Below are 22,722 nucleotides of genomic sequence, written 5' to 3' on the forward strand. Positions count from 1 at the left end.
TCGCTACAGCATCACTTCTTCACCAGCGGACACGCCGGGTCCGGTGGGCCAAACGCCTTGTCGCCCGAGATGGTCGTGAGGATCTTGTAATAGTCCCACGGATATTTGCTCTCCTCCGGCGTCTTCACCTGCACCAGCCAGAGATCGTGCACCATCAGATTGTCCTCGCGCAGTTTGCCGTTGCGGGCGAAGAAATCCTCGATCGGTTTTTCCCGCATCTTGGCCGCGACCTTGAGCGGATCGTCGGTGCCGGTCTCCTTGATGGCGTTGAGATAGTGCATCACGCTCGAATAGACGCCGGCCTGCCACATCGACGGCATCTTGTTCATCTTGGCGAAATAGCGCTTCGACCATTCGCGGGTCTTGTCATCCATGTCCCAGTAGAACGACGTGGTCAGCAACAGCCCTTGCGCCGCCTGCAGGCCGAGGCCGTGGATGTCGGTGATCAGCGCCAGCAGCGCCGCCATCTGCTGGCCGCTCTTGAACACGCCGAACTCCGAGCCGGTCTTGATCTCGTTCATGTTGTTCGGGGGACCGGCGGCAATGCCGATGATCTTGGCCTTGGAGGCCTGCGCCTGCAGCACGAAGGAGGAGAGGTCGGGGGTTGCCAGCGGCGGCCGCACCGAGCCCAGCACCTTGCCGCCATTGGCGGTGACGACGCTGGAGGCGTCGCGCTCCAGCGAATGGCCGAAGGCGTAGTCGTCGGTGATGAAGAACCAGCTGTCGCCGCCGCGCTTCACCACCGCATCCGCAGTGCCGACCGCGAGTGCGCGGGTGTCGAACACCCACTGGATCGCGTAGGGCGAGCAGAACTTGCCGTGGAAATCCGCCGTGCCGGTGGAGTGGGTGATGAACAGCCGCTTCTTCTCGTTGGCGACGTTCTGCACCGCGAGCCCGACCGCGGAAACCGGCACGTCGACGATCAGGTCGACCTGGTCGACATCGTACCAGCGCCGCGCGATGCCGCCGCCGATATCGGCCTTGAGCTGGTGGTCGCCGATCACGATGCTGATCGGCTTGCCGAGCACCTTGCCGCCGAAATCGTCGATCGCCATCTGCGCCGCCGTCACCGAACCCTGGCCGGTCGGCGCGGAGGCGGGGCCGTTCATGTCGGTGAGCACGCCGATCTTGACGATGTCGTCGGAAACCTGCGCCGACGCCGTACGCGGCAGCAGCGCCGCCGCCAAGAACGTCGCTGCAAAGCCGGCCGCGACCGGAAGTCCAAATCTCGTTGGATTCACGCTTGTCCTCCCCTGATCCGGCTCGTTGGCCGGTGTTGCCCGGGTATGGCCCGGCTGAATTGGTTTCTTTTGCAACTATTTGGGGGCGGGCGTCAACGTCAGGCCGCGAAGCGGATCTGTCCCGCCGGCGAGGGATCGTAGCCGGTCAGCTCCTCGGCGCGCTGTCGCAGCCGTCTTTCGCTGAGGAACCGGATCAGGGCCTGCATCGGCGGGCGGAAATAGCTGCGTTGCCGCATTGCGAGATCAAAATTCTCCCAGACCAGCGGCACGAAATCGAGCCCGGCCGAGCGCGCCGCCGCACGCGTCGCGATTCCGCAATCGGCTTGTCCCGCGCGGACGATCTCGGCGAGATCCGGCCCGGTGAGCGCCGGTGTCTCGATCCGGCGCAGATCGCGCGTCGAGGCGCCGGCGCGCTTCAACAGCACGTCGAGCAGCATCTGCGCGCCTGTGCCCTGTTGTCGCATCGCCATCCTGACACCGAGCGCAAGCACGTCGGAGAGGCCGCGCAGGCGTTTCGGATTGCCCGGCGGCAGCACGAGACCCTGCTCGCGGCGCACGAATGCGACCAGCACCGCATCATGCAGGTCAGGCGCGTCACGCAGCGTCGTCGCACTGGCGTCGGAAGCAAGATTGCCGTCGGCCTCCAGGCTGTGGAAGTGCACCGCCGCCGCCATCACCTCGTCGCGTTGCAAGCGCTCGAGCCCGCGCGCGCTGCCCTCGCTCATCGATCCCAGGCCCGAGCCGGATTCACGCAGGCTCCAGTCCAAAAGCTCGTCCTGGCTGCCGCCCACGACCGGCGGCGGCTCCGCAGTCAGCATGCCGGCCGGCCGCGCCAGTCCCGACAGGACCCAGAGGTCGAGCTCGTGCCGCGGGAAGAGCCACTTCCCGGTCACCTTGGTGCAGGGGATCGCGCCAGTGGTGACGAGTTCGTAGAGCTTGCGTTCGCCGAGCCGAAGGTAGTCGGCGGCTTCGCTGGTCGTCAGGAATTCCATCCTGCATTCCTATGCAAATTCTTGCTTCTTTTTGGCGTTCGACGCAGGTGGAATTCTGCATTTCAATTTACGTCCGGCAGGACCATGCCCGATCATCTCGCTGCTTTGCAACACATCCTCACGCGCGATCTCTGCTTTGGTGAACGATCCTGAAGCACCCGCGTGGCGCGGGCCTTGCGGCCGTCGCGCTCGCAATTGCAATGGGCGCACCGCGCGAGCCGCATTGCCGAAATGTCCCGAGTGGGGAGCGCAACGCGCAAACGCGTCACGAGTGTGGCGCAATCGATCATCATCATGATCGCGTCTTAGCCAATGGGAACCCGATCATGGTCGTCCGCCGCCTGTCCGTTGCACTCGCGCTTCTCTGCGGCCTCGCCGCGGGCGTGGCGGCGTCATTTGCGGAGGACCGCGCGATCGTGCTGGCCTCGACCACGGCGACACAGGAGTCCGGCCTGCTCGATCATCTGCTACCGATCTTCCGCGAGAAGACCGGCATCGAGGTGACGGTGATCGCGCGGCGTGCCGATGAAGTGCTCGACGGCGCGCGCAGGGGCGAAGTCGACGTCGTGCTGATGCACGCACGGCCGCAGGAGGAGAAATTCGTCGCCGACGGTTTTGGCGTGAAGCGTTTTGACGTGATGTACAACGACTATGTGCTGATCGGACCGAAGAACGATCCCGCCGCCGTGAAAGGCAAGGACATCGCCACCGCGCTGAAGGCGATCGAGGCCAAGGGCGCGCCGTTCGTGACGCGCGGCGATCGCTCGGGCACCCATGGCGCGGAGCTCGCGCTCTGGATCGTCGCCGGCATCGATATCGCCGCTGCCAAGGGCGCATGGTATCGCGAAGTCAAGCAAGGGATGGACGCAGCCCTCGACGCGGCGCGCACGGCGAACGCCTATGTGCTGTCCGACCGCGGCAGCTGGATCGCCTTCAAGGATCGCGGCGATCTCGACATCGTCGTGGAAGGCGACAAGCGGCTGCTCAATCAGTACGGCGCGATGCTGGTGAATCCGGAAAAGTTTCCGGACGTGAAGAAGGAGCTGGGGCAGACCTTCGTCGACTGGCTGATTTCGCCGGAGGGGCAGGCGGCGATCGCCGGCTACAAGGTCGACGGACAGCAGCTGTTCTTCCCCAATGCGGCCAAGTCCGGCGGCTGAGCTTCGCGTTGCCAGCGGTTGCCAAACCGGGCGATGCATGGTCCATCATGGCGCATGACCCAGCGCCTGCCGCCAGCACTGACGCCGCTCGACACTGCGCTCGCCGCGTTGCTGCGAGGCGTTGATCCGATCGCGACGATCGAGTTGCCCCTGGCGGAGGCCGCCGGCTGCATCGCGGCAGGGACGCCGCTGCTTGCGGCCTGTCCGTCGTGCGACATCGCCGCTGCGGATGGCTGGGCGCTCTGCGCCAACGATATTGTCGGCGCGTCCGCCTATTCGCCGCTGCCTCTGACGACGGCGCCCGTTTGGGTCGATGCCGGCGACGCGATGCCGCCGGGATGTGATTGTGTGCTCGATGCCGACGCAGTCGAGGTGTCGGGTCCACTCGCCCAAGTGCTGGCGGAGGGCGTGCCCGGACGGGGCGTCAGGCGTGCCGGAAGCGACATTGCCGGGCGGGCGCCCGCCGTGGCAGAAGGGCATTTGATCCATCCTGCCGCCTTGCTGCTCGCGCGCACCGCCGGTGTTGAAAAGCTGAGCGTACGGCGGCCGCGGCTGGGCATCGTCAACGTGCCGGGTGCGGCCGTGACGGCGCACATGATTGCCGAGATCGCGCGCGCGGCGGGGCTGCAGGTGCAAGCGCGCGAAGCTGCCGCGCGAGATGCGGCATCGATCGCGGAAGCGCTCGGCGATCTCGCCTGCGATCTCGTCGTGACGGTCGGCGGCAGCGGCGCAGGCCGCCGGGATGCCGCGGTTAGCGCGCTGGCCCGGCATGGTGACGTGCTCGCCCATGGCCTCGCGCTCCAGCCCGGACGCACCGCCGCGGTCGGGCGGCTCGGACCGGTTCCAATCGTCGCGTTGCCCGGCTCGCCCGATCATGCGCTTGCCGCCTGGCTCGCGCTCGTGCTGCCGCTCGTCGATCGGCTGTCGGCGCGGCAGTTACGCCGCCGCATGACCTTGCCGCTTGCGCGAAAAATCGCATCCAGTGTCGGCATCGCCGAAATCGCCCTGCTGGCCGAGGAACATCATGCGTGGCTCCCGCTTGCGGTGGGGGAATGGCCGCTTCAGGCCATTGCCCGGGCCGATGCATGGCTGCTCGTTCCCGCCAGCCACGAGGGATTTGCGGCAGGAACGCCGGTCGATGCCTATCTGATGCGGGAATGATATGGGTTTGGCATGACGATGATCCCGCAATCGCAAGACCGTAGCGCGCTCGAACAGGAGCAGTTCCTCCAGATCCTCTCGCGCGAGGACGCGCTGGCGCGCTTTGAAGCTGCGTTGTTCCCGCGCGCGGTCCCGAGCGAGACGCGCAAGCTTGCCGATGCGCTCGGCGCGGCGCTGGCCGAAGACATCACGGCGCCCCTCGACGTTCCGCCGTTCGACCGTTCCAACGTTGACGGCTTTGCCGTGCGCTCGGCCGATCTCGCCGCGGCCGGCGAAGGCGCGCCCGTTCGCCTTGCGCTGAACGGCGAGACCATTCACTGCGGCACCGCGCCGAAGCTGCAAGTGGCGACAGGAACCGCAACGCCGATCGCAACCGGCGGGCCGCTACCGCGCGGCGCCGACGCCGTCGTCATGGTGGAGCACACCCAGCCTGCCGGATCCGATGCGATCGACGTCCGGCGAGCCGTCTCGCCGGGACAGTTCGTGTCCTACGCAGGCTCCGACATCGCGCGCGGCGAGGCGCTGCTGCGCGCCGGCACGATCATCGGCTCGCGTGAGATCGGCATGCTGGCGGCTTGCGGCATCGCCGAGGTGACTGTCGCGCGTAAGCCGCGTGTTGCCGTGATCTCCACCGGTGACGAATTGGTTCAGCCCGGCGAGGCGCTCGCGCCGGCTGCGATCTACGACACCAACGGCGCCATCGTCGCTGCCGCGATCGACGAGAATGGCGGCGAGGCGGTGTTCCTCGGCGCCATTCCCGACGATGAGGCAAAACTCGAAGCCGCCATGCGCCGCGCGCTGGCGGACGCCGACATGCTGGTGCTCTCGGGCGGCACCTCGAAGGGCGCGGGTGACGTGTCCCATCGCATCATCGGCCGGCTCGGCCAGCCTGGCATCCTCGCGCATGGCGTCGCACTTAAACCCGGCAAGCCGCTGTGCCTTGCGGTGTGCGACGGCAAGCCCGTGGTGATCCTGCCGGGCTTCCCGACCTCGGCGATGTTCACCTTCCACGACATGATCGTGCCGGTGCTGCGTCGGATGGCCGGGCTGCCGCCACGCTCCGATGCCAAGGTAAGCGCGACCGTGCCGGTGCGCATCGCCTCCGAGCTCGGCCGCACCGAGTTCGTCATGGTCTCGCTGGTCGGCGGCAAGGACGGCCTGATCGCCTATCCCTCCGGCAAGGGGTCCGGTGCGATCACGTCGTTCGCGCAGGCCGACGGTTTTCTGCGCATCGACGCGCTCGCCGACCAGATGCCGGCAGGGACCGACGCCGAGGTGACGCTGTTCACGCCGCATGTGCGGGTGCCCGATCTCGTCATCGTCGGCAGCCATTGCACCGGGCTCGATCTCGTCACGGCGCAACTCGCGCATGCGGGGCTGACCGTGCGCTCGATCGCGGTCGGCAGCCTCGGCGGACTCGCGGCGGCGAAGCGGGGCGAATGCGATCTCGCGCCGATCCATCTGTTCGACGACAAGAGCGAGACCTACAACACGCCTTACCTCGTTGAGGGGCTCGAGCTCGTGCCGGGCTGGCGGCGGATGCAGGGCATCGTGTTCCGCAAGGGCGACAAACGTTTCGAGGGGCTCGGTGCGAAGGAAGCAGTTGCCGCCGCGCTCGCGGACCCCGCCTGCATCATGGTCAACCGTAACCAGGGCGCCGGCACGCGCATCCTGATCGACCGGCTGCTCGGCGGTGCGCGCCCGGAAGGTTACTGGAACCAGCCGCGCTCGCACAATGCCGTGGCTGCGGCTGTCGCGCAGCACCGTGCCGACTGGGGCATGACCATTGCGCCGGTCGCCCATGCGGTCGGTCTCGGTTTCATTCCGCTCGCGGAAGAGCATTATGATTTCGCGCTGGTGACAGCGCGCAAGCAGCGGTCGGCCGTCCAGGCCTTTCTCGACGCACTCGGCTCGGACGAGGCGCGTACGGCGCTGGAGCGGGCGGGCTTCCGGCCTGCGTAGATCGACGACGCGGCGTTCAAGCCGCGCGACGGGGTGGGGGACGCGATGGCAAGGCCGCTTTCGGTTGCGATCGTCGGTGCCGGCATGGGCGGGCTCGCGACGGCCGCGGCGCTTCGGCGCGTCGGTATCGATGTGATGGTCTACGAGCAGGCCTCCCAGTTCGCCCGCATCGGCGCCGGCATCCAGATCGGCTGCAACGCAATGAAGGTGCTGCGCGCGCTGGGGCTGGAGGCGCGGATGCGCGAGCACTCGTTCTATCCACGCTCCTGGAACAACCGCGACTGGAAGAGCGGCGACATCAAGTTCGACATGATCTTCGGCGAGAGCGCGGAAGAGAAGTTCGGCGCGCCCTATCTGCTCGCCCATCGCGGTGATCTCCACGCTGCGCTGGCGAGCGTGGTGCCGAACGAATTTGTGCGGCTCAGTCACAAGCTCGTCGGTCTCGACCAGACCGGCGGTGGTGTCTGGCTGACCTTTGCCGATGGTACGCGTGCCATCGCCGATGCCGTGGTCGGCGCGGACGGCGTCCATTCGACGGTCCGCGATCTCCTGTTCGACACCGCGCCGGCCAAATTCACCGGCCGCGTCGCCTATCGCACCACCTATCCCGCCGCGCTGCTCGGCGGCGCAGGGATCGACGACTGCACCAAATGGTGGGGCGAGGACCGCCACATCGTGATCTATTACGTCAAGCCTGATCGCAGCGAGGTCTATCTCGTCACCAGCCAGCCCGAGCCGGACTTTCGCATCGAGTCCTGGTCGGCGAGGGGCGACGTGCGCGACCTGCGCGCATCATTCGAAGGCTTTCATCCGCAGGTCACTCGGGTGCTCTCCGCCTGTCCCGACGTGCACAAATGGGCGATCATGGACCGTGACGCGCTGGAGCACTGGGCCGACGGCAAGGTGACGTTGCTCGGCGATGCCTGCCATCCGATGACGCCCTACATGGCGCAAGGTGCGGCGATGGCAATCGAGGACGCCGCCGTGCTGTCGCGCTGCCTCGACGGTGTCGGCCGCGACGGCGTCGCCAATGCGTTCCGCCGCTTCGAGGCTACCCGCAAGGTGCGCACGACGCGGGTGCAGGAGACCTCGCGCGCCAACATCTGGCTCAAGGAGAGGACCGATACGAGCTGGGTTTACGGCTACGACCCCTGGGAAGTGCCGCTGGCGGCTTGAACCGTCTGCTCGCGCTTGCGCCGACGCTTCTTGTCAGGAGGCCGCATCCAGCGCGGCCAGCCGCTCTGCTTCGGCGATGTCCTCGACCGTGTTGGCGTTGAAGAACGGATCGAGCGGCTCGGCCGGCCACGTTACCGTCGCCAGCGGATAGCGCGCGGTCCAGCGGTCGATCTTGCGGAGGTCTTCGACGACCAGCGCGTGACGCAGCTCGTCGCGCAAGGCGACGCGCCACAGACCTATCACCGGATGTGATTGATCGCCTGATGCGGCGACCGCGAGCTGGGCGTTCTCGCGCTCCCGCGCCTCGTGCAACTGCGCCACGAGATCGCGCGGCAGGAACGGGCAGTCGCCTGCGGCGCTCAGCACCCATTCGATGTCAGGCCGGTTCGCCGCCGTCCAGTCGAGCGCGGCAAGGATGCCGGCGAGGGGCCCGGGGAAGCCGGGTACGTCATCGGCGACAACGGGCAGACCGAACGCCGCGAAGCGTGCGGGATCGCCATTCGCGTTGAGGATCAATCCGCTGCATTGCGGCGTCAATCGCACGATCACGCGCTCAAGGATGGTGCGGCCGCCGATGGTCCGCATCGGCTTGTCGCCGCCGCCCATGCGCCGTGCGAGGCCGCCTGCGAGCAGCACGCCCTGCGTTGCCGGAAAGTCAGTCGTCACCACCTTCACCCTTGCGTTTGTGCTTCGTCGATTCCTCCTCGACGTAAGCAAGGTTCTGGTCGTAGACGATCCGCTCTTCGCCCGCGAGCGCGATGAAGCGCTTACCGCGCGTGCGGCCGACCAGCGTCAGTCCGACCTGGCGGGCAAGATCGACGCCCCAGGCGGTGAAGCCGGAGCGCGACACCAGGATCGGAATGCCCATGCGCACGGTCTTGATGACCATTTCCGAGGTCAGCCGTCCCGTGGTGTAGAGGATCTTGTCGGAGGCATCGACGCCGTGGCGGTACATCCAGCCCGCGATCTTGTCGACCGCGTTGTGACGGCCGACGTCCTCGGTGTAGCAGAGCGGCTCGCCCTCCTTGCACAGCACGCAGCCATGGATCGCGCCGGCCTCCAGATAAAGCGAGGGCATGGTGTTGATGGTCTGCGTCATCTGGTAGAGCCAGGAGGTGCGCAGCTCGGCCTTCGGCAACGCGACGCTCTCGACCGCCTCTAACAGGTCGCCGAACGCGGTGCCCTGCGCGCAGCCCGAGGTCTGGGTGCGCTTCTTCAGCTTGGCTTCGAAATTGGTGTGATGCCCGGTGCGCACCACCACCACCTGGAGGTCGTCGTCGTATTCGACCTCAGTGACCTCGTCATTATATTTCAGCATGTTCTGGTTGAGCAGATAGCCCAGCGCCAGATATTCCGGGTAGTCGCCGATCGTCATCATGGTGACGATCTCCTGCGAATTCAGGTAGAGCGTCAGCGGCCGTTCCATCGGCACCTTGATCTCGACCTTGGCGCCGGTCTGGTCGGTGCCGGTCACGCGCTCCGTCAGGCGCGGGTCGTCAGGGTTCGGAACGATCAGGGGCACCGGGGCTTTGTCGATCTTCATCATGGCCGCGACGTTAGCATGACATTCGGGTCAAGCCGATATAAGCATGCCGTGGAGACAACGAAATGCCTCCGTTCGTCATTGCGAGCGAAGCGAAGCAATCCAGAACTATATCCGCGGTGGCAGTCTGGATTGCTTCGCTGCGCTCGCAATGACGGGGAGAGGCCAGGGGTTCCATCGGCTGACGAGCCGTTGGCGGAGATCGAACGGACATGAAAGTCATCGGCCTTGCGGGCTGGAGCGGTGCGGGCAAGACCACGCTGTTGACGCGGCTGATCCCGCATTTCAACGCGCAAGGCCTGCGCGTCTCCGTCATCAAGCATGCCCATCACCAGTTCGACGTCGACGTGCCCGGCAAGGATTCCTGGCGCCACCGCGAGGCCGGCGCGGCCGAGGTGCTGGTTGCGTCGTCGAACCGCTGGGCCCTGATGCATGAATTGCGCGGCGCCGAGGAACCGCGGCTGCCGGAGCTCCTGGGCAAGCTGTCGGCCGTCGATCTCGTCGTGGTCGAAGGCTTCAAGCGCGAGCCGCACCGCAAGATCGAGGTGCATCGCGCCGGCAACGGCAAGCCGCTGCTGTTTCCCGATGATCCCGGGATTGTCGGGATTGCGACCGACATTGCCATTGAAACCCGCCTGCCGACCGTCCATCTCGATGATATCGAGGCTGCCGCGGCGTTGCTGCTGCGTGCGGCGATGCCGGTCGAGGAAGCGGTGGCAAAAAGCGCCGCGATACGCTGACGAGGCACCATGGCGCAACTGTCGGACGATTGCTTTGCCTTCGGCGGACCGATGATGTCGGTCGACGAGGCCGTTGGTCTGATCACCACGCGCGTTAATGCGATCGCCGATATCGAGACCGTGGCACTCGTTGACGCCGATGGGCGCGTGCTCGCGCGCGATATCGCGGCGCCCCTGCCGCTGCCGCCCTTCACCAACTCCGCCGTCGACGGTTACGCCGTGCGCAACGCCGACCTTCCGGAAGGCGCGGAACGGGCATTCCCGCTCGACGGCCGCATCCAGGCCGGCGGTCTTGCGCAGGCGCCGATCAAGGCAGGCCACACTGCGCGCATCTTCACGGGCGCGCCGATGCCGCCTGACGCGGAGACCGTCTTCATGCAGGAAGACGTCCGCCTCGATGAGGCCGGCAGAATCGTGCTGCCGCCGGGGCTGAAGCCCGGCGCAAATGTCCGCCCGGCGGGCGAGGACATTCCGCAAGGGCACGTCGCGCTGCGGGTCGGCCAGCGGCTGCGGCCGCAGCATGTCGCGCTTGCTGCAGCATTCGGCCTGACCCAGCTCGACGTCGTCAGGCGCATCCGCGTCGCCGTGTTCTCGACCGGTGACGAGCTGGCTTCGCCCGGCGAGCCGCGCGCGGCCTCACAGCTGTTCGATTCCAACCGCTTCATGCTGATGGCGATGCTGCGCCGGCTCGGCTGCGAGGTCTCCGACCTCGGAATCTTGCGCGACGAACGCAGTGCGCTCGCGGATGGATTGAAGCAGGTTGCGGGCAGCCACGATCTGATCCTCACCACCGGCGGCGTCTCGACCGGCGAGGAGGACCACGTCAAGGCGGCGGTCGAGAGCATCGGCTCGCTGGTGCTGTGGCGGATGGCCATCAAGCCCGGCCGTCCCGTGGCGATGGGCATCATCGGCGGCACGCCGCTGATCGGCCTGCCCGGCAATCCCGTCGCCAGTTTCGTCACCTTCGTCCACGTGGTGCGGCCGACGGTGCTGGCGCTTGCGGGCAGTCTGCCGGAGCCGCTGTTGCCGATTCCGGTGCGCGCTGCGTTCACTTACAAGAAGAAGATCGGCCGCCGCGAATATGTTCGCAGCTCGTTGCGACGCGGAGAGGACGGTGCGTTGGAAGCGGTCAAGTTTCCGCGCGAAGGCGCAGGCCTGCTGTCGTCGCTGGTCGAGACCGATGGCCTCATCGAACTCGGCGACGATATCACGCGCGTCGAGCCGGGCCAGAGCGTGGGTTTCCTGCCCTATGCGGATTTGCTCTGAACCTCGCGTTGACGCCATCGCCTCACCCCGCCATGTTGCGCCCATGACCAGAACCACGCTCGATCTCACCGGGTTGAAATGCCCGCTACCTGCCCTGAAGACGCGCAAGGCGCTCAAACCGTTACAGCCGGGCGATCAGCTCGAGGTGCACTGCACCGACCCATTGTCGGTGATTGACATTCCGAACCTGATCCGCGAGACGGGCGACACGGTGGAGATCACCGAGCGCAACGAGGCGCGCATCGTGTTCTTGATAGAAAAGGTCAATGGATCGATAGAGAAAACCAATGGTGCGCTGCGTTCGTAGTGCACGGTCACTCTACTGATACCTACCTTTTGTCTATCGACATCAATCGTGGCTTCTGCCCCAATTGACAACCTCCGTGCAGGCGCGGAGGTTGAGTCTTGTCTGCGATACGCGGATGAACGGGCCAAGCTCACGAAGCCTGCACGGTGTATCGGCATAGAGCCCCGCTCGAGGGGTTAACGACTCGGATGCGCGTGACGATCCTGGCGCGCGTCAATGATTGTGCGGAGCAGCAGGGACCGTGGCTGCGCCGCAAGGGCTGAGGACCAGGATTGCAGCGGCAGGCTTGCTCAGAAGGGCAACTGCAGGGGAGGACTACATGGCAACAATCGAGAGCGCTGGAACACTTTCGGGTGCCGGCGCAGGTTTTCTGGATCGCGAGCGAACCATCGCGACCGCCGGCTTCAATCGCTGGCTGGTGCCGCCGGCTGCGCTGTGCATCCATCTCTGCATCGGCATGGCCTACGGCTTCTCGGTGTTCTGGCTGCCGCTGTCGCGCGCGATCGGGGTGACCGCGCCGAAGGCGTGCGCAGACATGTCGCTGTTTCAGGAGCTGTTCACGACCAGCTGCGACTGGAAGGTCGCCAGCATGGGCTGGATGTACACGCTCTTTTTTGTGCTGCTCGGTATCGCGGCCGCGGTCTGGGGCGGCTGGCTGGAGCGCGTCGGTCCGCGCAAGGCCGGCTTCGTCTCGGCGCTGTGCTGGTGCGGCGGCCTCTTCCTCGGTGCGATCGGGGTCTACACCCATCAGCTCTGGCTGTTGTGGCTGGGCTCGGGCGTGATCGGCGGTATCGGTCTCGGCCTTGGCTATATCTCGCCGGTGTCGACGCTGGTGAAGTGGTTTCCGGACCGCCGCGGCATGGCGACCGGCATGGCCATCATGGGCTTCGGCGGCGGCGCCATGATCGGCGCGCCACTGGCGAACCTGTTGATGAACTACTTCAAGACCCCGACTTCGGTCGGCGTCTGGGAGACCTTCGTCGCGATGGGCGTCATCTACTTCGTGTTCATGATGATCGGCGCGTTCCGCTATCGCTTGCCGCCGCCCGGCTGGCAGCCCGAGGGCTGGACCCCGCCGTCCAAGGCCAACGCGATGATCTCGAAGAGCAACGTCCATCTCAACGACGCGCACAAGACGCCGCAGTTCTGGCTGATCTGGTGGGTGCTGTGCCTGAACGTGTCGGCCGGCATCGGCGTGATCGGCATGGCCTCGCCGATGCTCCAGGAGATCTTCGCCGGCAAGCTGATCGGCCTGCCCGAAGTCGGCTTCAACGCGCTCGACGCCGGGCAGAAGGCGCAGATCGCCGCGATCGCCGCGGGCTTCGCCGGATTGCTGTCGCTGTTCAACATCGGCGGCCGCTTCTTCTGGGCATCGCTGTCGGACAAGATTGGGCGCAAGAACACCTATTACACGTTCTTCATCCTCGGCATCGTGCTCTACGCGCTGGCGCCGACGTTTGCGGCGATGGGCTCGAAGCTCCTGTTCGTGCTCGGCTTCGGCATCATCCTGTCGATGTATGGCGGCGGGTTCGCCACCGTGCCGGCCTACCTTGCCGACATGTTCGGGACCCAGTTCGTCGGCGCCATCCACGGCCGGCTGCTGACGGCGTGGTCCACCGCGGGCATCATCGGCCCCGTCGTGGTGAACTACATCCGCGAGTTCCAGCTCGCGGCGGGCGTGCCGCGCGATCAGCTCTACAACACGACCATGTACATCCTGTGCGCGATGCTGATCGCGGGCCTGATCTGCAACTACCTGATCAAGCCGGTCGATTCGAAGTGGCACATGAAGGACGCCGACGTCGCCAAGCTGCAAGCGGCGAGCGCCAGCGCCGCTGCCGCGGGGCCGCACGGCTCCTACGGCATCGGATTCGGCGGGCTTGACGTCAAGGCGGCGCTGTTCTGGGCCTTCGTCGGCGTGCCCCTGCTTTGGGGTGTCTGGAAGACGCTGGAGAGCGCGGTCAAGATCTTCTGATCGCCGTCGAGACTGCCGCGGGATGCTGATCATCGGCGTCCCGCGGCGTTCGCCTTTTAGACATCATCAAGAGTCGGACTTAATCAAGAGTGGGACTTAGGGGGATTGAAATGCTTCGCACCCGAATTTGCCTTGTGGCCGTGTTGCTTGTCGCTGGCCTTCATGCCGCATCCGCGCAGACGACGCCGCCGGCGGCGCCTGCCGCAACGACCGAAGCCAAGCCGGGCAAGATCAAGCTCACCATGCAGAAGCTGAAGGACATGAAGGCGAAGTGGGCGGCCAACAAGCCGAAGCTCAAAGCCTGCCGCGCCGACGTGAAGTCCAAGGGCCTCGCTGGCGACGACCGCTGGTTCTACATCGAAGAGTGCATGAGCAAGACGTGAGGCCGCGCCACAAATCGGGTCGATGAAGGGGCATGGAGCCGGGCGGCTGCATGCCCCTTAAATGCTTATCGGAACGCATGAATTCTCTTGGCATCTGGTATGCCACAGGCTAGAGTTGGACTCGTTCTAAAGAAGAGATACGAGACGCATCGATGAGTCACGACGTGCACGAGGTCCGCTCGTTCGAACACCCGGGCGAGGGACGGAAGCGAGCCAAGGCCACGCCCAAGGGGCGGCAGGTCGATCCCACCGCCGCGCACGAGATCGAGCAGCTGCTCGGCGACAGGCCGCGGCGGCGCGACCTCCTGATCGAATATCTGCACCTGATCCAGGACAAATATCACCAGATCTCGGCCGCTCATCTCGCCGCGCTTGCCGACGAGATGAAGCTCGCCTTCGCCGAGGTGTTCGAGACCGCGACCTTCTACGCGCATTTCGACGTGGTGAAGGAAGGCGAGCCCGATATCGCGCCGCTGACGATCCGCGTCTGCGATTCACTGACCTGCGCAATGCTCGGCGGCGACAAGCTGCTCGCCGACCTGCAGAGCACATCGGGTCCGGGCATCCGCGTCGTCCGCGCGCCCTGCGTCGGCCGCTGCGATACCGCGCCGGCGGCTGAAGTCGGTCACAACTTCGTCGATCACGCGACCGTGGCTAATGTGATGGCGGCCGCGAAGGCCGGCGATACCCACGCGCATCTGCCTGAATACGTTGACTACGACGCCTATGTCGCCGGCGGCGGCTACAAGCTGCTCAATCGCGTGCGCTCGGGCGAATTGCCGAAGGACGATCTGCTGAAGGCGCTCGACGACGCCTCGCTGCGCGGCCTCGGCGGCGCCGGCTTCCCCACGGGCCGGAAATGGCGCGCGGTGCTGGGCGAACCCGGCCCGCGGCTGATGGCGATCAATGGCGACGAGGGCGAACCTGGCACGTTCAAGGACCGCGTCTATCTCGAAAGCGATCCGCATCGCTTCATCGAAGGCATGCTGCTCGGCGCGCATGTCGTGCAGGCCTCCGACGTCTACATCTATCTGCGCGACGAATATCCGGCATCGCGCGAGATCCTCGAGCGCGAGATCGCAAAGCTTCCTCCGGGCGGTCCGACGCTGCACATGCGCCGCGGCGCCGGCGCCTATATCTGTGGCGAGGAATCCTCGCTGCTCGAAAGCATCGAGGGCAAGCGCGGGCTGCCCCGGCACAAGCCGCCTTATCCGTTTCAGGTCGGCCTGTTCGGCCTGCCGACGCTGATCAACAACATCGAGACGCTGTGGTGGGTGCGCGACATCGTCGAGAAGGGCGCGGATTGGTGGAAGGGCAACGGCCGCCATGAGCGTCACGGCCTGCGCAGCTTCTCGGTCTCGGGCCGCGTCAAGAACCCCGGCATGAAGCTGGCACCCGCCGGCATCACCGTGCGCGAATTGATCGACGAATATTGCGGCGGCATGGCCGACGGGCACCAGTTCTACGCGTACCTGCCGGGCGGCGCGTCGGGCGGCATCCTGCCGGCGTCCATGGACGACATCCCGCTCGATTTTGGCACGCTGGAGAAATACGGCTGCTTCATCGGCTCGGCCGCGATCGTGATCCTGTCGCAAAAGGACAGCGTGCGCGCGGCCGCGCTGAACCTGATGAAGTTCTTCGAGGACGAGAGCTGCGGCCAGTGCACGCCGTGCCGTGTCGGAACCCAGAAGGCGGCGCAGCTGATGCAGAAGCCCGTCTGGAACCGCGCACTTCTGGAAGAATTGAGCCAGGCGATGCGTGATGCCTCGATCTGCGGGCTCGGACAGGCGGCATCGAATCCGCTGTCTACCGTGATCAAATATTTCCCTGACGAGTTCAAGGAAGCGGCCGAATGACCAAAATTACGTTCGAGCTCGACGGCAAGCAGGTCGAGGCCAAACCCGGCGAGACGATCTGGCAAGTTGCAAAACGCCAGGGCCGCGAGATTCCGCATCTGTGCTATTCGCCGGCGCCCGACTACCGCCCCGACGGCAATTGCCGCGCTTGCATGGTCGAGATCGAGGGCGAGCGCGTGCTCGCCGCCTCCTGCAAGCGCACACCGTCGGTCGGCATGAAGGTGAAGACCGAATCCGCGCGTGCGGTGTCCGCGCAGAAGATGGTGATGGAGCTGCTCGTCGCCGACCAGCCGGCGCGCGAGACCTCGCACGATCCGGATTCGAAGTTCTGGCATTGGGCCGAGACCACAGGCGTCACCGAGAGCCGCTTCCCCGCCGCCGAGCGCTGGGCGACCGACGCCAGCCATCCGGCGATGCGTGTCAACCTCGATGCCTGCATCCAGTGCGGCCTCTGCGTGCGTGCCTGCCGCGAGGTCCAGGTCAACGACGTCATCGGTATGGCGTATCGCAGCCATGGCTCGAAGATCGTGTTCGACTTCGACGATCCCATGGGCGAGTCCACCTGCGTCGCCTGCGGCGAATGTGTGCAGGCCTGCCCGACCGGCGCGCTGATGCCGGCCGTTATGCTCGACGAGAAGCAGACCCGTGTCGTCTACGCCGACAAGAAGGTGGATTCGCTCTGCCCGTTCTGCGGCGTCGGCTGCCAGGTGACCTACGAGGTCAAGGACGAGAAGGTGATCTACGCGGAAGGCCGCGACGGGCCCGCCAATCACAATCGTCTCTGCGTCAAGGGCCGCTTCGGCTTCGACTATATCCACCATCCGCATCGTCTGACCAAGCCGCTGGTGCGGCTGCCGAATGCGAAGAAGGATTCCAACGACCAGGTCGACCCCGCTAATCCCTTCACGCATTTCCGCGAAGCGAGCTGGGAAGAAGCGCTCGACATCGCGGCCAAGGGCCTCGTCAGGATCCGCGATGAGAAGGGCGTGAAGGCGCTGGCCGGCTTCGGCTCGGCCAAGGGCTCGAATGAAGAGGCCTATCTGTTCCAGAAGCTGGTGCGCACCGGTTTTGGCTCGAACAATGTCGATCATTGCACGCGGCTCTGCCACGCCTCGTCGGTGGCGGCGCTGTTCGAAGGCCTGAGCTCAGGCGCGGTGTCGGCGCCGTTCTCGGCTGCGATGGATGCCGAAGTCATCATCGTGATCGGCGCCAATCCGACCGTGAACCATCCGGTCGCCGCGACCTTCATCAAGAACGCGGTCAAGCAGAATGGCGCCAAGCTGTTCGTGATGGATCCGCGCCGGCAGACGCTGTCGCGCCACGCGACCAAGCATCTGCAATTCAAGCCGGGCTCCGACGTCGCCATGCTGAATGCGATGATCAACACGATCATCACCGAGGGCCTGACCGACGACCAGTATATCGCCGGCTACACCGAAGGTTTTGAGGACCTCAAGGAGAAGATCAAGGAGTTCACGCCGGAGAAGATGGAGGCGATCTGCGGCATCCCGGCGCAAACGCTGCGTGAGGTTGCGCGCACCTATGCGCGGGCAAAGTCGTCGATCATCTTCTGGGGCATGGGCATCAGCCAGCATGTCCACGGCACCGACAATGCGCGCTGCCTGATCGCGCTGGCGCTGATCACCGGCCAGGTCGGCCGTCCCGGCACCGGCCTGCATCCGCTGCGCGGCCAGAACAACGTGCAGGGCGCCTCCGACGCCGGCCTGATCCCGATGTTCCTGCCGGATTATCAGCCGGTCAGCCGCGACGATCTGCGCGGCAATTTCGAAAAACTGTGGCAGCAGGATCTCGATCCCGTCCGCGGTTTGACCGTGGTCGAGATCATGAACGCGATCCATGCCGGCGAGATCACGGGCATGTATATCGAGGGCGAGAATCCCGCGATGTCCGATCCCGATCTCCAGCATGCGCGCCAGGCGCTGGCCATGCTCGATCATCTCGTCGTGCAGGATCTCTTCGTCACCGAGACCGCGTTCCATGCCGACGTCATCCTGCCGGCCTCGGCCTTTGCCGAAAAGGACGGCTCGTTCACCAACACCGATCGCCGCGTGCAGCTCGCGCGCCAGGTGATCAAGCCGCCGGGCGATGCGCGGCAGGATCTCTGGATCATCCAGGAGATCGGCAAGCGGATGGGCCTGCCCTGGAATTATTCCGGCCCCGGCGACGTCTACACCGAGATGGCGGAGTTGATGCCCTCGCTCAAGAACATCAGCTGGGAGCGGCTGGTGCGCGAAGGTGCCGTGACCTATCCGGCCGATGATCCGAACAAGCCCGGCAACGAGATTATCTTCACCACGGGCTTCCCGACCGCGAGCGGCCGCGGCAAGATCGTGCCGGCCAAGGTCATCCCGCCGGATGAGCTGCCCGACACCGAATATCCGATGGTGCTCTCGACCGGTCGCGTGCTCGAGCACTGGCACACAGGCTCGATGACCCGCCGCGCGCAGGTGCTCGACCAGATCGAGCCGGAGGCGGTCGCGTTCATGTCGCCGAAGGACATGCACCGGAAGAAGCTCGCGCCCGGCGATTTCATCCGGCTGGAGACCCGCCGCGGTGCGGTCGAGGTCAAGGTCCGCTCCGATCGCGACGTGCCGGAGAACATGGTGTTCATGCCGTTCTGCTACGCGGAGGCGGCGGCCAACCTGTTGACCAACCCGGCGCTTGATCCCTTCGGCAAGATCCCGGAGTTCAAGTTCTGCGCGGCCAGGGCCGAGCGCGCGGAGATGCGGGACGCGGCGGAGTAATTTCGCCAGGACGACGGCTGTGGCGGGCATCCGCGCCCACACCGTCATTGCGAGCGTAGCGAAGCAATCCAGACTACCTCCGCGGTAAGATTCTGGATTGCTTCGTCGCTTCGCGCCTCGCAATGACGGTGGTAAACGTGACCCATGTCCAAAGTCACCCCAGCCACGCGCGCGCTTGCAGCCGCCGACGTTGCCTTCACCGTGCACACCTACGACTACGATCCCGACGCCGAGAGCATCGGCCTGCAGGCCGCCGCTGCGCTTGGTGAGGACCCCGCGCGCGTGCTGAAGACGCTGATGGCGCTGGTGGACGGCAAGCCGATCTGCGTCGTCGTCCCGTCCGACCAGGAAGTCTCCATGAAAAAGCTCGCCGCTGCCGCGAGCGGCAAGTCGGCGCAGATGATGAAGCCGCCGGAGGCCGAGCGCGTCACCGGCTACAAGGTCGGTGGCATCAGCCCGTTCGGGCAGCGCAAGCCGGTGCGCACCGTGATCGAGCAGAGCGCGCTCGCACATGATCAGGTCTATCTCAACGGCGGCCAGCGCGGCTTGCAGGTTCGGCTGAAGCCGGGCGATGTGCGCGATGTCCTCAAAGCGGTCGTCGCGGATGTGCTCGCGTGAGCGCCGCGCGTTACTGCTTCTGCAGCAGTTTGAGCCGGCAGCGCAACGCCTCGCGGATATGCGCCCGCGCAAGCTGCTCGGCCTTGTCGCCGTCGCGTGCGGCGATGGCGTCGATGATGGCCTGGTGCTCGCCGTGGCTGGTCGAGGGACGGCCCGTCACCGTGAAGGTGGTCGGGCCCAGCAGCGCGATCCAGTCCTGCAATTCGCGCGAGGCGTTGTCGAGATAGCGGTTGCGCGCCGCGCGGCAGATGGCTTCGTGGAAGGCGCGGTTGAGCCGCGCCATCTCGGCAGCGTCTGACGCCGACGCCTCGACAAAGGCCTGCTCGATATCCCTGAGCGCGTGGACTTCGGGAGTGGAGGTGTGCTCGGCGGCCAGGCGCGCTGCAGCACCTTCCATGATCTCCCGCATGGCGTAGAGCTCGAGCACCTCGGAAATATCGAGGTCGCGCACGATCAGTCCGCGGCCGCCGGCGGGCTCGACGAAGCCGCGGGCCGCGAGACGGCCAAGCGCCTCACGGACCGGCGTGCGGCTGACCTTGAGCCGCTGCGCGACCTCTTCCTCGCGCAGCCGGTCTCCGGCACGGTAACTGCCGGCCTGGAGCGCCTCGCACAGCGAGCGGAACACGGCTTCGCCCAGTGCCACGCCGCCGCCGCGTGTGATCGATCCGCCTGACTTTGCCACGCGCCTGGCCATCTTCCCTCACGGCGCATCCTGCCCATGCAGAGATGGCACTTGCCGCGCCGATGTATATCTTTGTATACAAACGTACGCAATGGCTGCCGTGGGTCGATCGGGGTCCTCGGCGGCAGAATGTCTCTAACTTCGTCGCATCGGGCAGACGGGATGAGCAGCAAATACGACGTGCTGGTGATCGGCGGCGGCAATGCGGCACTGTGCGCGGCGATCTCGGCGCGCCGCGGCGGTGCCTCGGTGCTGGTGCTGGAGGGCGCGCCAAAATTCTATCGCGGCGGCAACACCCGCCACACCCGCAACATGCGCTGCGCCCATGATGCGGCGACTGAGATCCTGACCGGTCCCTACACCGAAGAGGAATTCTGGCAAGATCTGCTGCTGGTGACGGGCGGCCAGACCGACGAGGTGCTCGCCCGGCACATGATCCGGGAGTCCAAGGATATCCTGAACTGGATCGTGGAGCAGGGCGTGCGCTGGCAACCCTCGCTCGGCGGCACGCTGAGCCTCGGCCGTACCAACTCCTTCTTTCTCGGCGGCGGCCGCGCGATGCTGAACGCGCTCTATCTGACCGCCGAGCGGCTCGGCGTCGATGTCGAGTACGACGCCGAGGTCACCGATCTCGTGATCGAGGACGGCATGTTCCTCGCCGCGCGCCTCAAGCGGCCGATCAAGGGCGAGACCGAGATCCGCGCGACGTCGCTGGTCGCCGCTGCCGGCGGGTTCGAGGCCAACATCGAATGGCTGAAGCAATATTGGGGCGAAGCCGCGGACAATTTCCTGATCCGCGGCACGCCCTATAATCGCGGATCGATCCTGAAGATGCTGCTCGACAAGGGCGTGCAGGAGGTCGGCGATCCCACCCAGTGCCATGCGGTCGCAATCGACGCCCGTGCGCCGAAATTCGACGGCGGCATCATCACCCGCCACGACTCCGTCGTGTTCGGCATCGTCGTCAACAAGCATGCCCAGCGATTCTACGACGAGGGTGAGGACATCTGGCCGAAGCGCTATGCGATCTGGGGCCGGCTGGTCGCGGCGCAGCCCGACCAGATCGCCTACATCATCTTCGATTCCACCGTCGTCACCAGCTTCATGCCGACGCTGTTCCCGCCGATCGCCGGGCAGACCGTCGCCGTGCTGGCCGGCAAGCTCGAGCTCGATCCGGCTGCGCTGGAGAAGACCGTCACCGAGTTCAACGCGGCCGTGCGGCCCGGCACCTTCGATCACACCATTCTGGACGACTGCGTGACTGAAGGTATCACGCCGCCGAAGACGCATTGGGCACGCAAAATCGAGACCCCGCCTTATCTCGCCTATCCGGTGCGGCCCGGCATCACCTTCACCTATCTCGGCACGCGCGTGAACAAGGAGGCGCGGATGCTGATGGCTGACGGCAAGCCGTCCGCCAACATGTTCGCGGCCGGCGAGATCATGGCCGGCAACGTGCTCGGCAAGGGCTATGCGGCCGGCATGGGCATGACCATCGGCAGCGTGTTCGGGCGGATCGCGGGACGGGAAGCGGCGAAACATGCACGGAACTAGAATTCTGGACGAAGCCGACCGTCTGATGACGGTCTGTAATTCCTGCCGCTACTGCGAGGGTCTTTGCGCGGTATTTCCCGCCATGGAGATGCGGCGCGCCTTCTCCGACGGAGATCTCAACTATCTCGCAAACCTCTGCCATTCCTGCGGCGCCTGCTACGTCGACTGTCAGTTCTCGCCGCCGCACGAGTTCAACGTCAACGTTCCGAAGACGCTTGCGGTTGCGCGCGCCGAGTCCTATGCGGCCTATGCCTGGCCGCAGGCGCTGTCCGGTGCCTTCGCCCGCAACGGGCTCGTCATCAGCGTCATCGCCGCGCTCAGCATGGCCGCCTTTATCCTCGGCTTTGCGGCCCTCAACGGCCACAGCGTGTTGTTCGGTGTGCACACCGGCCCTGGTGCCTTCTACAAGCTGATGCCGCACAACGCGATGGCCGCATTGTTCAGCGCCGCCTTCCTCTACGCGATCCTCGCGCTGGTGATGAGCGTGCGTGCCTTCTGGCGCGACATCGGAGCTCCCATTGGCGGTCGCGCCGACGGCGGCTCGATCTTCCAGGCTGTCCGCGATGCCGGCGAGCTGCGCTATCTCCACGGTGGCGGCGTCGGCTGCTACAACGAGGACGACAAGCCGACCGACCGGCGCAAGCTTTTCCATCACCTGACGTTCTACGGTTTTCTGCTATGCTTCGCCGCGACGTCGGTGGCGACGCTCTATCACTACCTCTGGAGCCGCGAGGCGCCGTATCCGTGGTGGGATCTGCCCGTGGTGCTGGGGACACTCGGCGGCATCGGTCTCATCGTCGGTCCGATCGGCCTGTTCGTCGCGAAAACGCGGCGTGCACCGGAACTGCTCGACGAGCAGCGCTACGGCATGGACGTCGGCTTCATCGCCATGCTGTTTCTGACCGGCTTCACCGGCATGGCGCTGCTTGTCCTGCGCGAGACCGCTGCCATGGGACCGCTATTGGCCCTGCATCTCGGCGCGGTGTTCGCGCTGTTCATCACCATGCCCTATGGCAAGTTCGTGCACGGCATCTATCGCTTGGTGGCGCTGGTGCGTTATGCGCAGGAGCGGCGCAGCGAAGCCGGCTCTTGAGAGGCATGCGCGGCTGACGTATTTCTGGGCCGTTCGCGCACAGCGCGAATCGCTTAGGGAGCCCGCGCTCATGTACATGTTTCTGCCTTTCCTGCTGGCGCTCGCGGGCTGCGCGAGTGCCTGGCGTTCGCGCGCGGGACTAAGCTATGCGCTCTGGAGCGCAACAGTCGTGGTCACGGTCGCATGGTTCTTCCACCACGCGACCGATCCACTCAAATTCTCGTTCTGACGGTGTCGAGATGGGCACT

The 22,722-nt window shown here is 65.7% G+C and carries 20 protein-coding genes; 15 read left to right on the plus strand and 5 right to left on the minus strand.

Going from position 1 to position 22,722, the window contains the following annotated elements; all coding sequences use genetic code 11:
- Window positions 1–11: 11 nt before the first annotated feature.
- Together AB7245_RS09285 and AB7245_RS09290 are read right to left on the minus strand one after the other, a co-directional pair.
- Window positions 12–1,241 carry an ABC transporter substrate-binding protein gene (locus tag AB7245_RS09285; protein WP_439034207.1) on the minus strand — a complete coding sequence of 410 codons (1,230 nt, stop codon included), beginning with the start codon at window positions 1,239–1,241 and terminating at the stop codon, window positions 12–14.
- A gap of 98 nt (window positions 1,242–1,339) precedes the next feature.
- Window positions 1,340–2,233 (minus strand): helix-turn-helix transcriptional regulator, encoded by an 894-nt coding sequence (locus AB7245_RS09290; protein ID WP_063985273.1) that lies wholly within the window; start codon window positions 2,231–2,233, stop codon window positions 1,340–1,342.
- A 326-nt stretch (window positions 2,234–2,559) separates the two neighbouring features.
- On the opposite strand from AB7245_RS09290, the gene AB7245_RS09295 reads away from it, so the two are divergent.
- Genes AB7245_RS09295 through AB7245_RS09310 form a run of 4 tightly spaced genes read left to right on the plus strand, consistent with a single transcriptional unit; the run spans window position 2,560 to window position 7,692 of the window.
- Window positions 2,560–3,393, plus strand: a complete 834-nt coding sequence (locus AB7245_RS09295) for a substrate-binding domain-containing protein (protein ID WP_085402178.1) — start codon at window positions 2,560–2,562, stop codon at window positions 3,391–3,393.
- Window positions 3,394–3,447: 54 nt separating this feature from the next.
- The gene (locus tag AB7245_RS09300) at window positions 3,448–4,554 is read left to right on the plus strand and encodes a molybdopterin-binding protein (RefSeq protein ID WP_085402177.1); all 1,107 of its coding nucleotides are present in this window, start codon (window positions 3,448–3,450) and stop codon (window positions 4,552–4,554) included.
- 12 nt (window positions 4,555–4,566) lie between these two features.
- Window positions 4,567–6,516 (plus strand): molybdopterin biosynthesis protein, encoded by a 1,950-nt coding sequence (locus AB7245_RS09305; protein WP_085402176.1) that lies wholly within the window; start codon window positions 4,567–4,569, stop codon window positions 6,514–6,516.
- Between the two features lie 45 nt (window positions 6,517–6,561).
- On the plus strand, window positions 6,562–7,692 hold the full coding sequence (locus tag AB7245_RS09310) for an FAD-dependent monooxygenase (RefSeq protein ID WP_085402201.1): 1,131 nt from the start codon (window positions 6,562–6,564) through the stop codon (window positions 7,690–7,692).
- A gap of 33 nt (window positions 7,693–7,725) precedes the next feature.
- On the opposite strand, the gene mobA is transcribed toward AB7245_RS09310, so the two are convergent.
- Both mobA and fdhD read right to left on the minus strand, forming a co-directional pair.
- A complete protein-coding gene (gene mobA / locus AB7245_RS09315; protein ID WP_439034208.1) occupies window positions 7,726–8,361 on the minus strand; it encodes a molybdenum cofactor guanylyltransferase MobA in 636 nt (211 codons plus the stop codon).
- On the minus strand, window positions 8,348–9,238 hold the full coding sequence (fdhD, locus tag AB7245_RS09320; protein ID WP_085402175.1) for a formate dehydrogenase accessory sulfurtransferase FdhD: 891 nt from the start codon (window positions 9,236–9,238) through the stop codon (window positions 8,348–8,350). The genes mobA and fdhD overlap by 14 nt, the downstream gene beginning before the upstream one ends.
- 209 nt (window positions 9,239–9,447) lie before the next feature.
- Between fdhD and mobB the strand changes: the two genes are divergently transcribed.
- From mobB to ybaK, 8 genes are all read left to right on the plus strand, one after another.
- The gene (mobB, locus tag AB7245_RS09325) at window positions 9,448–9,975 is read left to right on the plus strand and encodes a molybdopterin-guanine dinucleotide biosynthesis protein B (RefSeq protein WP_085402174.1); all 528 of its coding nucleotides are present in this window, start codon (window positions 9,448–9,450) and stop codon (window positions 9,973–9,975) included.
- Between the two features lie 9 nt (window positions 9,976–9,984).
- Complete coding sequence (locus tag AB7245_RS09330) at window positions 9,985–11,241, plus strand: molybdopterin molybdotransferase MoeA (protein WP_085402173.1); 1,257 nt, start codon at window positions 9,985–9,987, stop codon at window positions 11,239–11,241.
- Between the two features lie 43 nt (window positions 11,242–11,284).
- Complete coding sequence (locus tag AB7245_RS09335; RefSeq protein WP_085402172.1) at window positions 11,285–11,548, plus strand: sulfurtransferase TusA family protein; 264 nt, start codon at window positions 11,285–11,287, stop codon at window positions 11,546–11,548.
- A gap of 319 nt (window positions 11,549–11,867) precedes the next feature.
- Window positions 11,868–13,523 carry an OFA family MFS transporter gene (locus tag AB7245_RS09340; RefSeq protein ID WP_085402171.1) on the plus strand — a complete coding sequence of 552 codons (1,656 nt, stop codon included), beginning with the start codon at window positions 11,868–11,870 and terminating at the stop codon, window positions 13,521–13,523.
- Window positions 13,524–13,633: 110 nt separating this feature from the next.
- Window positions 13,634–13,906 (plus strand): hypothetical protein, encoded by a 273-nt coding sequence (locus AB7245_RS09345; protein WP_063985265.1) that lies wholly within the window; start codon window positions 13,634–13,636, stop codon window positions 13,904–13,906.
- Between the two features lie 152 nt (window positions 13,907–14,058).
- The gene (locus AB7245_RS09350; protein WP_085402170.1) at window positions 14,059–15,762 is read left to right on the plus strand and encodes an NADH-ubiquinone oxidoreductase-F iron-sulfur binding region domain-containing protein; all 1,704 of its coding nucleotides are present in this window, start codon (window positions 14,059–14,061) and stop codon (window positions 15,760–15,762) included.
- Entirely contained in the window at window positions 15,759–18,527 is a 2,769-nt protein-coding gene (fdhF, locus tag AB7245_RS09355; protein WP_085402169.1) for a formate dehydrogenase subunit alpha, read from the plus strand. Before AB7245_RS09350 ends, fdhF begins: the two co-directional genes overlap by 4 nt.
- A gap of 144 nt (window positions 18,528–18,671) precedes the next feature.
- Window positions 18,672–19,145 (plus strand): Cys-tRNA(Pro) deacylase, encoded by a 474-nt coding sequence (ybaK, locus tag AB7245_RS09360; protein ID WP_085402168.1) that lies wholly within the window; start codon window positions 18,672–18,674, stop codon window positions 19,143–19,145.
- Between the two features lie 10 nt (window positions 19,146–19,155).
- Here the strand turns inward: ybaK and AB7245_RS09365 are convergent, their stop codons facing one another.
- Entirely contained in the window at window positions 19,156–19,839 is a 684-nt protein-coding gene (locus AB7245_RS09365; protein ID WP_085402167.1) for a GntR family transcriptional regulator, read from the minus strand.
- Between the two features lie 150 nt (window positions 19,840–19,989).
- Between AB7245_RS09365 and tcuA the strand changes: the two genes are divergently transcribed.
- From tcuA to AB7245_RS09380, 3 genes are all read left to right on the plus strand, one after another.
- On the plus strand, window positions 19,990–21,381 hold the full coding sequence (tcuA, locus tag AB7245_RS09370; RefSeq protein WP_085402166.1) for an FAD-dependent tricarballylate dehydrogenase TcuA: 1,392 nt from the start codon (window positions 19,990–19,992) through the stop codon (window positions 21,379–21,381).
- A complete protein-coding gene (gene tcuB / locus AB7245_RS09375) occupies window positions 21,368–22,474 on the plus strand; it encodes a tricarballylate utilization 4Fe-4S protein TcuB (RefSeq protein ID WP_085402165.1) in 1,107 nt (368 codons plus the stop codon). The genes tcuA and tcuB overlap by 14 nt, the downstream gene beginning before the upstream one ends.
- A 70-nt stretch (window positions 22,475–22,544) precedes the next feature.
- Window positions 22,545–22,703, plus strand: a complete 159-nt coding sequence (locus AB7245_RS09380) for a DUF5993 family protein (RefSeq protein ID WP_201266196.1) — start codon at window positions 22,545–22,547, stop codon at window positions 22,701–22,703.
- Window positions 22,704–22,722 lie beyond the last annotated feature (19 nt).

The organism is Bradyrhizobium sp. 604_D8_N2_3 (assembly GCF_051810765.1).
Lineage (GTDB): Bacteria > Pseudomonadota > Alphaproteobacteria > Rhizobiales > Xanthobacteraceae > Bradyrhizobium > Bradyrhizobium barranii.